Origin of the sequence: Corynebacterium sp. UMB10321 (assembly GCF_030228725.1) — a bacterium.
Classification (GTDB): Bacteria; Actinomycetota; Actinomycetes; order Mycobacteriales; family Mycobacteriaceae; genus Corynebacterium; species Corynebacterium pseudogenitalium.
On the sequence record NZ_JASOZC010000003.1, the window covers coordinates 112,078 to 126,122 of the forward strand.

The 14,045-nt window shown below is 56.4% G+C and carries 13 protein-coding genes; 11 read left to right on the forward strand and 2 right to left on the reverse strand.

The genetic code is table 11. The features are described 5' to 3' along the window. The first annotated feature begins 37 nt into the window (after window positions 1–37). The 8 genes from mshC to QP752_RS05075 all read left to right on the forward strand — a co-directional run bounded on the left by mshC (window position 38) and on the right by QP752_RS05075 (window position 8,118). Window positions 38–1,267: a cysteine--1-D-myo-inosityl 2-amino-2-deoxy-alpha-D-glucopyranoside ligase gene (mshC, locus tag QP752_RS05040; RefSeq protein WP_256020411.1), complete on the forward strand. Its 1,230-nt coding sequence runs from the start codon at window positions 38–40 to the stop codon at window positions 1,265–1,267. Beyond that, the gene (locus QP752_RS05045) at window positions 1,260–1,643 is read left to right on the forward strand and encodes a hypothetical protein (RefSeq protein ID WP_070477117.1); all 384 of its coding nucleotides are present in this window, start codon (window positions 1,260–1,262) and stop codon (window positions 1,641–1,643) included. Before mshC ends, QP752_RS05045 begins: the two co-directional genes overlap by 8 nt. Then, window positions 1,636–2,304, forward strand: coding sequence for an HAD family phosphatase (locus tag QP752_RS05050; RefSeq protein WP_246814877.1), 669 nt, complete (start codon window positions 1,636–1,638; stop codon window positions 2,302–2,304). Before QP752_RS05045 ends, QP752_RS05050 begins: the two co-directional genes overlap by 8 nt. Before the next feature lie 41 nt (window positions 2,305–2,345). Continuing rightward, window positions 2,346–2,609 carry a phosphoribosyl-ATP diphosphatase gene (locus QP752_RS05055; protein ID WP_070362457.1) on the forward strand — a complete coding sequence of 88 codons (264 nt, stop codon included), beginning with the start codon at window positions 2,346–2,348 and terminating at the stop codon, window positions 2,607–2,609. A gap of 12 nt (window positions 2,610–2,621) precedes the next feature. After that, window positions 2,622–3,470, forward strand: coding sequence for an ATP phosphoribosyltransferase (gene hisG / locus QP752_RS05060; RefSeq protein WP_070362458.1), 849 nt, complete (start codon window positions 2,622–2,624; stop codon window positions 3,468–3,470). Window positions 3,471–3,571: 101 nt separating this feature from the next. Beyond that, window positions 3,572–4,993 (forward strand): aspartate ammonia-lyase, encoded by a 1,422-nt coding sequence (gene aspA / locus QP752_RS05065; RefSeq protein WP_070477119.1) that lies wholly within the window; start codon window positions 3,572–3,574, stop codon window positions 4,991–4,993. Between the two features lie 104 nt (window positions 4,994–5,097). Further along, a complete protein-coding gene (locus tag QP752_RS05070) occupies window positions 5,098–6,411 on the forward strand; it encodes an anaerobic C4-dicarboxylate transporter (protein ID WP_070362460.1) in 1,314 nt (437 codons plus the stop codon). A gap of 15 nt (window positions 6,412–6,426) precedes the next feature. Beyond that, window positions 6,427–8,118: a formate--tetrahydrofolate ligase gene (locus tag QP752_RS05075; RefSeq protein WP_070976923.1), complete on the forward strand. Its 1,692-nt coding sequence runs from the start codon at window positions 6,427–6,429 to the stop codon at window positions 8,116–8,118. A gap of 29 nt (window positions 8,119–8,147) precedes the next feature. Here the strand turns inward: QP752_RS05075 and QP752_RS05080 are convergent, their stop codons facing one another. Further along, a complete protein-coding gene (locus QP752_RS05080; protein WP_284804719.1) occupies window positions 8,148–8,957 on the reverse strand; it encodes a RecB family exonuclease in 810 nt (269 codons plus the stop codon). A 44-nt stretch (window positions 8,958–9,001) separates the two neighbouring features. Here QP752_RS05080 and QP752_RS05085 point away from each other — a divergent pair, with 44 nt between their 5' ends. The 3 genes from QP752_RS05085 to arc are packed head-to-tail and all read left to right on the forward strand — an operon-like array spanning window position 9,002 to window position 12,623. Then, window positions 9,002–10,246 carry a M18 family aminopeptidase gene (locus tag QP752_RS05085; protein WP_256059482.1) on the forward strand — a complete coding sequence of 415 codons (1,245 nt, stop codon included), beginning with the start codon at window positions 9,002–9,004 and terminating at the stop codon, window positions 10,244–10,246. A 15-nt stretch (window positions 10,247–10,261) separates the two neighbouring features. After that, window positions 10,262–11,095, forward strand: a complete 834-nt coding sequence (locus tag QP752_RS05090; protein ID WP_070477125.1) for a tRNA (adenine-N1)-methyltransferase — start codon at window positions 10,262–10,264, stop codon at window positions 11,093–11,095. A 10-nt stretch (window positions 11,096–11,105) separates the two neighbouring features. Beyond that, window positions 11,106–12,623, forward strand: a complete 1,518-nt coding sequence (gene arc, locus QP752_RS05095) for a proteasome ATPase (protein ID WP_284804720.1) — start codon at window positions 11,106–11,108, stop codon at window positions 12,621–12,623. On the opposite strand, the gene QP752_RS05100 is transcribed toward arc, so the two are convergent. After that, window positions 12,612–14,045 (reverse strand): PLP-dependent aminotransferase family protein, encoded by a 1,434-nt coding sequence (locus QP752_RS05100; protein ID WP_284804722.1) that lies wholly within the window; start codon window positions 14,043–14,045, stop codon window positions 12,612–12,614. The two genes, arc and QP752_RS05100, sit on opposite strands and share 12 nt — an antisense overlap.

Consider the following 14,045-nt stretch of genomic DNA (forward strand, 5'->3'; position numbering starts at 1 on the left):
CCGCGCATCATGAGCGTGCCGCGGTATGGTGGTCACTATGCATTCTTGGCCACAACCTGTTGTCCCTGCTGTCTCTGGTACTCCGGTGCCGCTGTCTCTGTATGACACCGCAGATAGGGTGGTAAAGCCCGTTAACACAGCTGCCCATCACTCGGGGAAGGTGGGGATGTACGTCTGCGGCATCACCCCATACGACTCCACTCACCTTGGACACGCAGCTACGTACCTCTCCTTTGATCTCGTCTATCGTCAGCTCCTTGCTAACGGCCACGACGTTCATTACGTGCAGAACATCACCGATGTCGACGATCCATTGTTCGAGCGCGCGGAGCGAGACGGCGTCGATTGGCGCGAGCTGGGAACGGAACAGATCAACCTTTTCCGCAGCGACATGGAAGTGCTCTCCGTCATCCCGCCTCAGGACTATGTTGGCGCGATGGAGACCGTCGATGAGGTCATTGAGATGGTGCAGCGCTTGCTCGACGTCGGCGCAGCGTACCGCCTAGACCACGGTGATATTTACGCTGATATCACCGCAACCAAACAGTTTGGATACGAGTCAAACATGACGCGCGAGCAGATGGAGCATTTCTTTGCCGAGCGCGGGGGAGACCCTGACCGTGAGGGGAAACGAGACTCACTCGATGCGCTGGTGTGGCGTGGACACAGGGAAGGGGAGCCCGCGTGGGATTCTCCCTTCGGCCCCGGCCGCCCAGGTTGGCACGTCGAGTGCTCTGCCATCGCTGCGAACCGTCTCGGCGTACCGTTTGCAATCCAAGGCGGAGGCTCGGACCTAGCGTTTCCACATCACGAGTTTTCTGCCGCGCATGCTGAGGCTGCGACTGGAGAACAACGGATGGCACACCACTACGTGCACGCGGGAATGATCGCGCTTGAGGGAGTGAAGATGTCGAAATCTCTCGGCAATCTCGTCTTTGTGCACAAGCTAACAGAAGAGGGACACTCAGCGTCTGCGATTCGCCTTGCCGTCTTCTCCGGCCACTATCGCCAAGACCGCGATTTCTCCTACGAGGCACTCGATCAAGCAGAGCATCGACTCAAGTCGTGGCACACAATTCTTTCTCAGACAGATCAGCAGTCTCGCGTGGAGCAAACAATTCAAGATTTGCGCCAGGCCCTTGCTGACGACCTCGACACACCAACTGCGATTCAAATTATCGACGCCGCCAAAGGCGATTACAACGGGTTACTTCGACAAGCTATCGAAGGCTTACTCGGTGTAAAGGTAGGCAGCAACGATGAGTAGTCTCCGATCCACATTCCAATCCGATGTCGACGAGTTCATCGAGGATTTGAGGGTGTTTGCATCCGGTGAATATTTGCAAGAGCAGGACCTCGAACTCTGGGAAGCCCCATTTGACCCTGCCGTATTACCTGAGCTCCGTGAAATCCTCGAGATTTTTCTCGACACTGCGTCGCTCGTCGCGCAGCCGGTTGACGACGCCACCATCAGCGACCTCTACACGGGCCTCATTGCCAATCTTGAAGAGTTCAACGCTAAGCATCAATATGCCGTGCTCGAGCCAGAGGAGATGTCGGACATCGAGGGAATTTTCGCGAAGGTCTCGGCACAGATTGGCGCGGATCCATCCGTCGTCCAGGAGCTGTTCAATCGTGAGTAGGGTTCGCGCTCCCCAAGCTGTGCTGTGGGATATGGATGGGACGCTCATCAATACCGAGCCGCTTTGGGCGCAAGCAACCTTTGAGCTGTCTGAGTTTTTGGGCAAGAGGCTTTCTGCGGAGGAGCGTCGAAAAGCGGAGGGCGTCAGTTTCCCCACAGCGTTGAGCATCATCACTACTTGGACCGGGTATTCCTTGCAGCCCGGAGATACAGAGCGGCTGAAGCGGTGGATGCAAGAACGGATGCAGCAACTCCTAGGGCAAGGTATTGAGCTGAACCCGGGAATACGCCACGTCCTTGACATACTGCGGGACCATGGCATTCCGATGGCCATTGCGACGAACACAGAACGCGCGCTCGCTCAAACCTGCATTGACTTCATCGGCAACGATTACTTTCAAGCAACCGTGACTGGAGATGAGGTATCCAACCCAAAACCAGCTCCGGATATGTATCTGAAAGCAGCGCAGTTGGTTGGTGCTGAGCCGTCGCGCTGTATCGCAGTTGAAGACTCTCAGGCGGGAATGCAAGCAGCGATTAGGGCAGGTGCACGGGTGCTTGGCTTGGCCGACTATGTCCCGAAGCCGGCCACAAGAATCACCTTCAGCGATTTACAGTCTGCGACACTTCATGATGTTGCAAGGTGGTATTCCGCGCCATAAACCGCGCTCAAAGCTCTTCTGTTTCCGCTAAGGTGTTGTGCGTGAAGGACTTCGATCAACTTTTTGCTCAGCTCACTGAAACTGCCGACTCCAAGCGCCCTGACTCAAGCACAGTGCAAGCGTTAGAGAAGGGCGCCCATTTCATCGGCAAGAAAATCATCGAAGAAGCTGGTGAAGTGTGGATCGCTGCCGAGTATCAGTCTGACGAGGAGCTGGCGGAGGAAATGAGCCAGCTGATGTACTGGACCCAGGTAATGATGCTGCAACGAGGTCTTACCCCTGATGACATCTATAAATACCTCTAAGGATTTCGCCTGATGATTAAGTTTGCGGTTCCAAATAAAGGCTCTTTGTCAGAGAAGGCGCTCCAGATTCTCAAAGAGGCCGGTTACAAGGGGAGGGGCACGTCAAAAGCCCTGAATATCTGGGATGAAGAAAACGGTATTGAGTTCTTCTTCCTGCGCCCAAACGACATCGCTATTTACGTTGCTCAAGGCCACCTTGACCTGGGTATCACTGGGCGAGATTTGGCACTCAATTCCCATGCCGAAGTAGAAGAAGTACTTCCGTTGAGCTTTGGTGCATCGACATTCCGGTTTGCTGCCCCGCAGTCTGAAACGTGGGCGGTGCCTGATTTGGAAGGTAAGCGGATAGCAACTTCATACCCGCACCTCGTGATTGACTATCTTGACGGGCTCGGCATCACTCCGAAGGAAGTCATTGAGCTTGACGGCGCTGTTGAGATTTCGATCAAGTTGGGCGTCGCGGACGTTATTGCTGACGTCGTATCCACTGGTACGACGCTACGACAACATGGGCTGGCACCATTTGGGGAGCCCATTCTTGCCAGCGAAGCCGTCGTCATCAAGCGTAAGGGCGTAACGCTAGCAAACGAACATGAGGTAGTGCTTCAGCGTATCCGCGGCATCTTGAACGCAGAGAACTTCCTGATGCTCGATTACAACATTTGCAGAGATGACCTCGACAAAGCCAGCGAACTTACACCAGGCATGACGGGGCCGACTGTCTCGCCGCTGTCGCGCGACAACTGGGTCGCGGTGCGCGCTATGGTTCCGCGAACCCAAGCGAATGCGGTTATGGACGCTCTCTCTGAAATTGGCGCGGAAGCCATTTTGGCCACTCAGCTGCGCATTGCACGCCTATAGGATTTTCAATTAATCACCGATAAGTCACCCCTATCCCTATTATTGGGGTGACTAGGTGGCCCAAAAGTTGTATAGCGTCGAATTTGCGTACAATCAGTGGCATGAGTAATCGAATTGAAGAAGATCTGCTTGGCACACTCGAAGTGCCCTCCGACGTCTACTACGGCATCCACACCCTGCGTGCCGTCCACAACTTCCCGATCTCCGGCCAGACCATCAATGACCTGCCAGAGTTCATTCGTGGCATGGTGGAAGTAAAGAAAGCCACCGCACTGGCCAACAACCGCCTCCACGTTCTGCCAAAGAAGAAGGCGGACGCCATCGTCAAGGCCTGCGACGAGATCCTCGACAACGGTCGCTGCATGGACCAGTTCCCAATCGACCAGTTCCAAGGTGGCGCTGGCACGTCCCTGAACATGAACACCAACGAGGTTGTCGCAAACCTCGCTCTTGAGATCCTCGGTGAAGAAAAGGGTAGCTACGACATCATCAACCCGAATGATGACGTCAACATGTCCCAGTCCACCAACGACGCATACCCGACCGGCCTTCGCCTCGGTGTGTACTACGCCGTCCAGGGCCTGCTGACCGAGCTTGAGGAGCTCACCAAGGCGCTCAACGCTAAGGGTGAAGAGTTCGACGACATCATCAAGATGGGGCGCACCCAGCTCCAGGACGCAGTCCCGATGACGCTCGGCCAGGAATTCACTGGCTTCGGCGCACTGCTTGAGGAGGAACTGGACGTCATCAAGTCCGCAGCACAAGCACTGCTGACCGTCAACCTCGGTGCAACCGCAATTGGTACCGAGCTCAACACTCCAGACGGCTACCGTCAGAAGATCGTTGAGGCTCTCGCGGAAGTCACCAAGCTGGATATCAAGGGCGCACCGAACCTGATTGAGGCAACGTCCGATACTGGCGACTACGTATGGATGCACTCCGCACTGAAGCGCGCCGCGATGAAGATCTCTAAGGTATGTAACGACCTGCGCCTGCTGTCCTCCGGCCCACGTGCTGGCCTGAACGAGATCAACCTGCCGGAAATGCAGGCTGGCTCTTCGATCATGCCTGCGAAGGTGAACCCTGTCATCCCTGAGGTTGTAAACCAGGTGTGCTTCAAGGTCTTCGGCAACGACGTTGCCGTCCTGACCGCATCTGAGGCTGGCCAGCTCCAGCTCAATGTCATGGAGCCGGTAGTTGCCGAGGCCCTGTTCAATTCCATCCGTCTCCTCACCAACGCAGTCCGTACGCTGCGTGAGAAGTGCATCGTTGGCATCACCGCTAACAAGGATGTGTGTGAGGCCTTTGTGAACAACTCCATCGGCATCATCACATACCTGAACCCAGTGATCGGCCACCACAATGGTGACGTCATCGGTAAGGAAGCTGCTGCTACGGGTAAGAGCGTTCGTGATCTTGTTCTCGAGCGTGGCCTGCTCACGGAGGAGGAGCTGAAGGTTGTGCTGGGCAAGGACAACTTGATGCACCCAGAGTACCGCGGCGTATTTTTCGACGAGGACTAATCAACCAAAAGTAGTAAATCTCACACTCCCCTGATTCGGTAGTTATCGCCTCTTAGAGCGATAATGGAAGCGAATACTAATTCGACCGAATCAGGGGAGTTCCTGTGTTACTTGTGATACAACTCATCATCCTGTTCGGCGCCATTGTTCTCGGCGCCCGGATGGGTTCCATTGCTATCGGTTTTGCCGGTGGCCTTGGCGTTTTGCTTCTCGGACTCACTGGTATGTCCGTAACCGCCGATGACATCCCCTTTGATGTCATCGGCATCATCATGTGTGTGATCGCTGCTATTTCTGCAATGCAGCTGGCGGGGGGCATGGACTATCTCGTGTACCTCGCTGAGAAGTTCCTACGCCGCAATCCAAAGCGCGTCACGGTGTACGCGCCAATCGTTACTTGGTTGATGACCGTGCTGGCAGGCACTGGCCACACCGCTTTTTCCACTCTTCCAGTTATCGTTGAGGTTGCTAAGGAGGGCGAAGTTCGCCCATCCCGCCCGCTTTCGGTCGCAGTCATCGCATCGCAGATGGCAATCGTGGCTTCCCCGATTTCGGCAGCAGTCGTCTTTATGGCCTCCGTGCTTGAGCCTCTGGGCGTCGGCTACCTGCAGTTGCTCGGCGTCATGATTCCTGCGACCTTCCTCGCGATTTTCCCAACCGCTTGGGTTTCGAACAAGCTTGGTAAAGACCTCGTTGACGACGAGGTGTACCAGCGTCGCCTCGCAGACGGTCTCGTAGCAAAGTCGAGCACCACCGAAGACAGCTACAAGCCGAAGGATGGCGCAAAGGCCTCCGTGTGGATCTTCCTTGTCGCGATTGTCATCGTTATGTTCTACGCGACGATCATCTCCGATCAGATCGGTCTCATCGAGAACCCAACCGTCCCTCGTAACGAGGCAATCATGGCGATCATGCTTTCCGCTGCCGCTGCGATCCTGCTTATTACGAAGTCTCGCGCAGCTGAGGTCTTGAACACCCAGGTGTTCCGTTCCGGCATGTCTGCTTCTGTGTGTGTGCTTGGTGTTGCATGGCTGGGTACGACCTTTATTAACCACTACATTGAGGACATTCAAAACATTGCTGGTGACGTCCTGACGGCACAGCCATGGCTGCTCGCAGTCGTTCTGTTCTTCGCCGCATCTCTGCTCTACTCGCAGGCTGCCACCGCGAAGGCACTTATCCCAGCTGCTCTCGCAATTGGCGTCAGCCCGCTCACCGCTGTTGCAGCATTCCCAGCAGTGTCCGCACTGTTCGTGCTTCCGACGTACCCAACCCTGCTTGCAGCAGTGGAGATGGACGATACAGGCTCGACCCGAATCGGCAAGTACGTCTTCGACCACCCATTCATTCTGCCGGGTATCGTCTGCATCGCAGTCTCGGTAATTCTCGGCTACCTCATTGGGGCGGTGCTGATTTAAAGCTAAACTAGGGGCATGTCTACACAACATCACGACAGCCCCAAGTCCGAAGTTCTAACTGATGTGGAGATCGCTCAAGCGCATACGCTTGAACCGATCTCCACTATTGCGTTCAAGGCCGGTATTTCCGAAGATGCGCTGATTCCATATGGCAAGTACATGGCCAAGGTCGACCCCTCGCTTGTCAAGGACGATAAGCAAGGCAAGATCATTCTTGTCACAGGTGTTTCCCCAACCCCAGCGGGGGAGGGGAAATCCACCACACTGATTGGCTTAACTGATGCGTTTACAAACCTCGGCAAGAACGCCATTGTTGCTTTGCGGGAACCTTCTCTCGGCCCTGTGATGGGTTTGAAGGGCGGCGCGGCAGGTGGTGGCTACTCGCAGGTGGTTCCGATGGAGAACATTAACCTCCACTTCACTGGGGACTTCCACGCGATTACCAGTGCGAACAATACGTTGGCTGCGATGATCGACAACCACATTCACCAGGGCAACGAGTTGAATATCGACCCGCGGCGTATTACGTGGCAGCGGTGCTTGGACGTCAACGATCGTTCCCTGCGAAACGTAGTAACTGGTCTGGGGGGACCAGCCCACGGAGTACCGACGGAGACTGGATTTACGATTACTGCGGCTTCGGAAATTATGGCAATCCTCGGTCTTGCGAACGACCTTGACGACCTCCACGAACGCCTGGCACAAATCACTGTCGGTTTTACCTACGATCGCAAGCCGGTGACTGCGGGTGAGCTTAATGCAGCCGGGGCTATGACAGCGCTGCTAAAAGACGCATTGAAGCCGAACCTTGTGCAGACCATGGGTGGCACTCCTGCATTTATCCATGGCGGTCCGTTTGCAAACATTGCCCATGGTTGCAACACCTTGATTGCCACGAAGACAGCACAGAAGTGTGCTGACTACGTCTTTACGGAAGCGGGATTCGGGGCTGATCTCGGCGCGGAAAAGTTCTTCGATATCAAGTCACATTACGGTGACCTCGACGTGGCTGGCGCGGTAGTGGTCGCCACTATCCGTTCTATCAAGTACAACGGTGGTGTTGACCGCTCCGATCTCAAGGCTGAAAATATTGATGCGCTGGCGAAGGGCATTGTGAACCTTGAGCGGCACGTCGAAAACCTTCGTAAATTTGGTGTCCGCCCTGTCGTGGCGCTCAACCTGTTCACTTCTGACACGGATCGCGAACGCGCTTGGATGGCAAAGTGGGCAAAGGATTTCGGTGTTGCACTGGAAGAGGCCGAGGTATGGGCGCATGGCGGTAAAGGCGCCGAGAAGCTGGCAAAGACGGTCCTTGACAACCTGGTCGACGGTGCTTCTTCGTCGCTGTACAACCCGGAGGAAGGCGTCGAGCAGTCAATCGAGACGATTGCCCGCGAGGTATACCGCGCGGCAGATGTTCAATACTCGGATGCGGCGCGGAAAGACCTCGAGAACTTGCGTGCGAGTGGCGCAGATGCCCTACCGGTATGTATCTCGAAAACGCAGTACTCGTTTAGCGACGACCCCTCTCGCCTCGGAGCGCCCGAGGGCCACACGTTGCATGTGCGTCAGCTCATTCCGCGTACGGGTGCCGGATTCGTACTAGCACTCACTGGTGCTGTGATGACAATGCCTGGCCTGCCGAAAAAACCAGCAGCCAACAACATTGATGTCGATTCGAGTGGCAACATCAAGGGGCTATTCTAGTTTTAGCCTGCAGTGGTCCGTCGCGGTGTTTACTCCACATCCGCCGCGGACCCCGGCCACCCAGGGTACTGCGGTGGCGTCCCTCCGAACTCCGGGCAGTGCGCCTGAAACGCACACCAATCACAGAGCCTGGAACGTTTTGGTCGGAACTGTCCGGATTCACCGTCACGGGTAATTTTGGCCCAAAGTTCACCGAGGTCGCGCTCGAAGTACTCGAGTTCTTCACTTGAAGGGGTAAGGAAGAGTGAATCTGCCACCTTGAGGTACATGAGCCGCAGTTGATCAGGTATTTCGTTGAAAAGCCGCCAGTACACCAGTGCGTAGAAGCGCATCTGGAACTTCGCGTCGTGTGAGAACCTTGGCTGTGGTTTCTTGCCGGTCTTGTAGTCAACGACCCTGATTTCACCAGTTGGCGCGACGTCAACGCGGTCGATGAAGCCTCGCACGGGCACACCGTTGGGCAGCACAGTATTGACATACATTTCTTGCTTGTGTGAGTCAAAGCCAAGTGGGTTTTCCATCTGGAAATATCCGCGTAGGAGCGTGCGGGCGTCGATAAAAAGCAGTTGTTCGTCCTCGATGGGGTCTGCAACGCTGGGGTCCTGTTCGCACATCTTCTGCCATGCGGGGACGATGAGTTTCACCGCCGCAGGGTAGGTGCGTTGTTCGCGTTCCATCCCAAACAGTTCCTCGAGGACGGCATGCACGAGGGTGCCTTTGACCTGGGGTTCAGTTTTGGGTTCTTCGATTTTGTCGATCGCTCGCAGCCTGTAGAGCAGTGGGCACTGCTGGTAGTCGGACGCGCGCGAGGGGGACAGGGCTAACGGTTTCGCTTTCATATTCGTCCTATCCTAGTGGTTTCTCTCGAGCTAGACTCGCACGTATGACTACATCGATTGATTCGTTTCTTCGATTTCTTAGTGCGAGCCCGAGCGCGTTCCACGCAGCTAACCAAGTTCGCTCGTTGCTCGTAGGCAAAGGATTTCTTGACGACGCCAGCTCCACTGCATCTCCCACGACTCCGGGTGGCCATGTGGCCGTCGAAGGAGGGGCAGTCGTAGCGTGGTGGATACCCGAAGAGTTTGACTCCGAGACCAGCCGATTTCGGATTGTTGGGTCACATACGGATTCCCCGGGGCTTATGGTGAAGCCGAGGCCTGACGTTGAGGGAGAGGGGATACATCAGGTGGCAGTTGAGGTCTACGGCGGGCCGATTTTGCAGAGTTGGTTCGACCGTGACCTTGCCTTTGCGGGGCGTGTGGTTGACTCGAGTGGGAAGACCCACTTGGTAAATTCTGGTCCGACTGCTCGGGTCCCGAACCTCGCAATTCACTTGTACCGAGCGGATACGCCTCCGGTTGAGCGCCAACAACACACGCAGCCGGTGCTCGGCGTGGATCGTCCGCTCTTGGAAGTCATCGGTGAGCAAATTGGGTTGGGTGGCGAGTCAATTGCTGCGCACGAGCTGATTACGGTAGATACGCAGCCTGGTGCAGTGATTGGTAACATGCTGATGGCTGGTCGGCTTGACAACCTTACCAGTGTGTGGGCGAGCCTAGAAGCGCTGATTGAAGCCCAACGTGAGGCAACGCATTCCGATGTATTGGTTCTCGTCGCGTTCAACCACGAAGAGGTCGGTTCAAACTCACCGACGGGCGCAGCAGGCCCACTACTCGAGCGATTCCTACGACGAATCGCGTCCGGGCTGGGGGTCAATGACTTCCTGAGCCTCTGCGCTAGGTCTTCGATGATCTCAGCCGACGCGGCTCACGCGGTGCACCCGAACTATGCAACAAAGCACGATCCTTCGCACCGCCCCTTGCTGAACGCCGGGCCTGTCCTGAAGGTGAACGCAAATCAGCGCTACGCCTCCGACGCGGAAACTGAGGCAACGTGGCTTCGCGCTTGCGAGGCGGCGTGTGTGCCGAACCAGGTGTTCGTCGGAAACAACGACGTCCCTTGCGGTTCGACGATCGGACCTATCGCCGCGACGCGCCTTGGCATCCCTACCGTGGATGTTGGTGTTCCGTTGCTCTCGATGCACTCCGCCCGTGAAATGTGTGGGGTAGAGGATATGAAGTGGTTTGTACAGGCGCTCCACGCCTTTTACACGGATGCGCGAGTGTAAGGCATACTGAACAACATGTATTCAGGTCCATTTCGCGTTGGCGATAAAGTCCAACTCACGGACGCAAAGCGTCGCCACTTCACCATCCAACTCGTTGAAGGAGGGCAGTTTCACTCACATAAGGGGATTGTCAGCCACGACGACATCATCGGCGCGCACGAAGGCTCGGTGGTGAAGTCCACCTTGGGTGCGGACTATCTCTGTTTCAGGCACCTGCTTGTTGATCACGTGTTATCCATGCCACGTGGCGCCGCGGTCATTTATCCAAAGGATGCCGCTCAGATTCTTGTCGAGGGCGACATTTTTATGGGTGCGCGCGTGTTGGAGGCCGGCGCAGGTTCCGGTGCTCTCACGATGTCGCTCTTGCGTGCTGTCGGTCCCGATGGTCATGTGTTTTCCTACGAGATCCGCGATGATCATCTGAAGTTCGCGAAAGACAACGTAGAGGACTACTTCAACGGTCGCCCTGATTGGTGGACACCACGTCTGGGAGATTTCGGTGAGGTCACTCAAGAGGACCTTGGTGGACCAGTTGACCGCGTGATCTTGGACATGGTTGAGCCGTGGCACTTCATCGACACCGTCAAGAATGTGTTGATCCCCGGTGGCGTTTTCATGACCTACGTGGCAACCGTCCCGCAGCTGATGAACATTATGGAGGGCATCCGCGAGGCAAAGTGCTTTACGGAACCTCGCGCATGGGAAACCCTGCTGCGTGAATGGAAGGTCGAAGGTCTGGCAACTCGGCCAGAACACCGTATGAACGCGCACACTGCATTTCTCGTGTGGACGCGCCGACTCGCGGACGGAGTGACACCACCTCGTCCGCAACGGCGCGCGCGTCGCTAAGATTCCTTGTATGACTGAACGCTTGCCCGAAGTCCAGGTACTCACACGCGACAACCAGCAGCTCCGCGCGCGCAATGCACAGCTTGCGGGCATGCTCAAAACCAGTCGGGACAAGCTGCAAGAGCTCTACGAACAGGTCGAGTCCCTCGGCGACCCAGCTTCGACGTACGGCCTGTTCCTTGCGTCCACTGGCAATGGGACAGACGCTGAAGTCTTTACAAGCGGTCGGCATATGCGTGTCAAGGTCGCGCCAACGATCGCGATCGACCGAGTGAAGCCGGGGTCGCTAGTGAGGCTTGGCGATGGCAGCGTGGTACTCGAGGTCTGCCAATATCCTGCTGTGGGCCAGCTAGCTACGCTCGTTGAAAAGCTGGACGCCGGTCGCGCTATTGTGCAAGACATCCAGGGAACGGAGCACGTCGTACGGCTTACAGACGAGCTACAGCGTGAAAGCCGTGCCGGTGACACGTTGCTTACTGATGTGCGCGCACAGTTCGCGTTTGAGCGCATTGCAAAGACCGAGGTGAACCAGCTTTCACTCGAAGAAGTACCCGATGTGACGTATGAGGACATCGGCGGGCTCCAAGAACAGATTGAGCTCATCCACGATGCGGTTGAGCTGCCGTTCGCGCACCCTCACCTTTACCAGCAGTATGACTTGAAGCCCCCGAAGGGCCTGCTACTGTACGGCCCGCCCGGGTGCGGTAAGACGCTGATTGCGAAAGCGGTCGCGAATTCGTTGGCGCACCGGCTTGGTCATAGTGCGTCGGCGCACTTCATCAACGTGAAGGGCCCCGAGCTGCTGAATAAGTTCGTGGGAGAGACCGAGCGTAGAATCCGGCTGATTTTCGAGCGTGCGAGGGAGCTCGCCTCGGAAGGTCGCCCCGTGATCATTTTCTTCGATGAGATGGAGTCGATCTTCCGTACCCGCGGTTCGGGGGTGTCCTCCGATATGGAAACGACAGTTGTGCCGCAGCTGCTCACAGAGATTGACGGCGTAGAAGATATTTCGAACGTCATCGTCATCGGCGCGACGAATAGGGAAGAGCTCATTGACCCTGCGATTCTCCGACCTGGACGCCTCGATATCAAGGTGCGGATTTCACGCCCGACTAAAGCTGAGGCCCTCGATATCTTCGGCCGGTACTTACGCCCTGAAGTCCCTCACGCAGCTCCTATCGAGGAGCTTTCTGAGATTGCCGTCGAGGAGTTGTTTGCGCCGCGGCCTTTCGTCCGTCTCCGGTTGATTGATGGCTCTGAGGAGACGTTGCATTACTCTGACTTTGCGTCTGGTGCGATGATCGCGAACATTGTCAGCCGCGCCAAAAAGCTTGCTATCAAGGACGCTATTTCCGGCGAGTCAGATACCGGCGTTACTGCGGAGCACCTGCGTGCGGCGGTTCGCGCGGAGCAGCAGGAAAATGAGGACCTGCCAAATACTGCCGACCCAGATACTTGGTCGCGCCTAGCCGGTCGACATGGCAAGCAAGTGGTCGCTGTGGAGGTCGTCGCTAGGTCAGCATCCTAGAAACTCAGCGAGGGAGCGCGTTGCGGCATCAAAGTCTTGGTCGCTCAGCGTTGAGAAACTGAGCAGTGCAAAACAGTCTTCGCCAGCGCCAGTTGAATCACCGGTCGCGCAAACGCAGCCGACGCGTTTCAGCTGCTCCCTGAAGCGCTGCAGATCGCGTTGATGAGAAAACTCAACGATAATGTCAGCGCTACTCGTGTTGCTCATGGTGGCGTTGCTCGCACCACTGGCTTCGGCAATACGCTCGAGGAGTGGGGTTACCTGTCGACGCCGCTTCGCAAGCCGAGTGTGAAACGCCTTGGTGCTTTTCCGGACGGTGCCATCAGTCAGTAGGTGCGCGATCGCGTGTTGGGTAACTGTCGATACCGGCATTCCTAGCACTTCCCGGGTCTCTTGCACCGAGGAAAACGTATCCGGTGTGGTGACGATGTAGCCGGCGGAAAGCTGCTTGTGCAGCAGCGTTGTGAAAGTACCGAGCGTGAGCACGCTGCCTGAGTTCGGTAGAGCGCTCAGTGTCGGTTGGGGAGCGGTTCGGTAGCGCAGTTCTGTGTTGAAGTCATCCTCAATGAGCAACGTACCCGTTGCCGATGCCCATTCGAGTAACTCAACGCGTCGGCGTACTGTCATGACACCGCCAAACGGCGGCACGTGGGCTGGCGTGATGAGCAGTGCGTCGATGTCGCACGGAAGCTGCGAGACTAAGACGCCTTCGTCGTCACATTGGCAGGGCACCGTCGCATGGCCTGCGAGAGCGATCACGGAACGAAGCCCGCTGGACTCCGAAGTTTCAACACCAACTCGGACGCTGTTGCCAATAGACATCAGCGTGAGCAGCAGTCCTTCGCGGGTCCCCCCGGTGACGATGACCTCCTCCGGAGCAACGTGAAGCCCACGAGCTACTCGCAGGTGCTCGGCGATTGCAGTCCGTAGTTTCGGCTCGCCTTGTGGGTCGGCCTGTTTCGGCACGCAATATGAGGCTTCGCGCCATGCACGGTGCCAGGCTGCTGGCCGGATCATGCCGTCGATACCTGATGTTGGGACCAGCGAAAGTACTGCAGGTGTTGACGCCTCGTTGGATGCTCTTTGCCTCTGTTGTATCGACTGCTTCGGTACTCGGAGCTCAGGATGAATCCTTGTTGGTGCTCCCTGCGTGGTATCCAGATAGCCTTCGCTGATGAGCTGATCGAACGCGCTGACCACGGTCCCACGCGATACGCCGAGTTGGGCAGCAAGCTCGCGGGTAGATGCGATGGTGTCTCCGGGTCGCAGTGTGCCTTCGGCAACCGCGGTTCGGATTTGCGCTGCGATTTGGGCAGGAAGTGAAAGTGATGCGTTACGCGAGACTGGAAAGAACATACTCACCAACTGGTACAAAATATTGCTGTAAAACTGGACCTCGTAATCGTCCAGATCGTACCGCAT

Coding starts and splice junctions, on each gene's coding strand:
- mshC (WP_256020411.1), top strand. CDS start 38: ATGCATTCTTGGCCACAACCTGTTGTCCCTGCTGTCTCTGGTACTCCG.
- QP752_RS05045 (WP_070477117.1), top strand. CDS start 1,260: ATGAGTAGTCTCCGATCCACATTCCAATCCGATGTCGACGAGTTCATC.
- hisG (WP_070362458.1), top strand. CDS start 2,622: ATGATTAAGTTTGCGGTTCCAAATAAAGGCTCTTTGTCAGAGAAGGCG.
- aspA (WP_070477119.1), top strand. CDS start 3,572: ATGAGTAATCGAATTGAAGAAGATCTGCTTGGCACACTCGAAGTGCCC.
- QP752_RS05075 (WP_070976923.1), top strand. CDS start 6,427: ATGTCTACACAACATCACGACAGCCCCAAGTCCGAAGTTCTAACTGAT.
- QP752_RS05080 (WP_284804719.1), bottom strand. CDS start 8,957: ATGAAAGCGAAACCGTTAGCCCTGTCCCCCTCGCGCGCGTCCGACTAC.
- QP752_RS05085 (WP_256059482.1), top strand. CDS start 9,002: ATGACTACATCGATTGATTCGTTTCTTCGATTTCTTAGTGCGAGCCCG.
- QP752_RS05090 (WP_070477125.1), top strand. CDS start 10,262: ATGTATTCAGGTCCATTTCGCGTTGGCGATAAAGTCCAACTCACGGAC.
- arc (WP_284804720.1), top strand. CDS start 11,106: ATGACTGAACGCTTGCCCGAAGTCCAGGTACTCACACGCGACAACCAG.
- QP752_RS05100 (WP_284804722.1), bottom strand. CDS start 14,045: ATGCGGTACGATCTGGACGATTACGAGGTCCAGTTTTACAGCAATATT.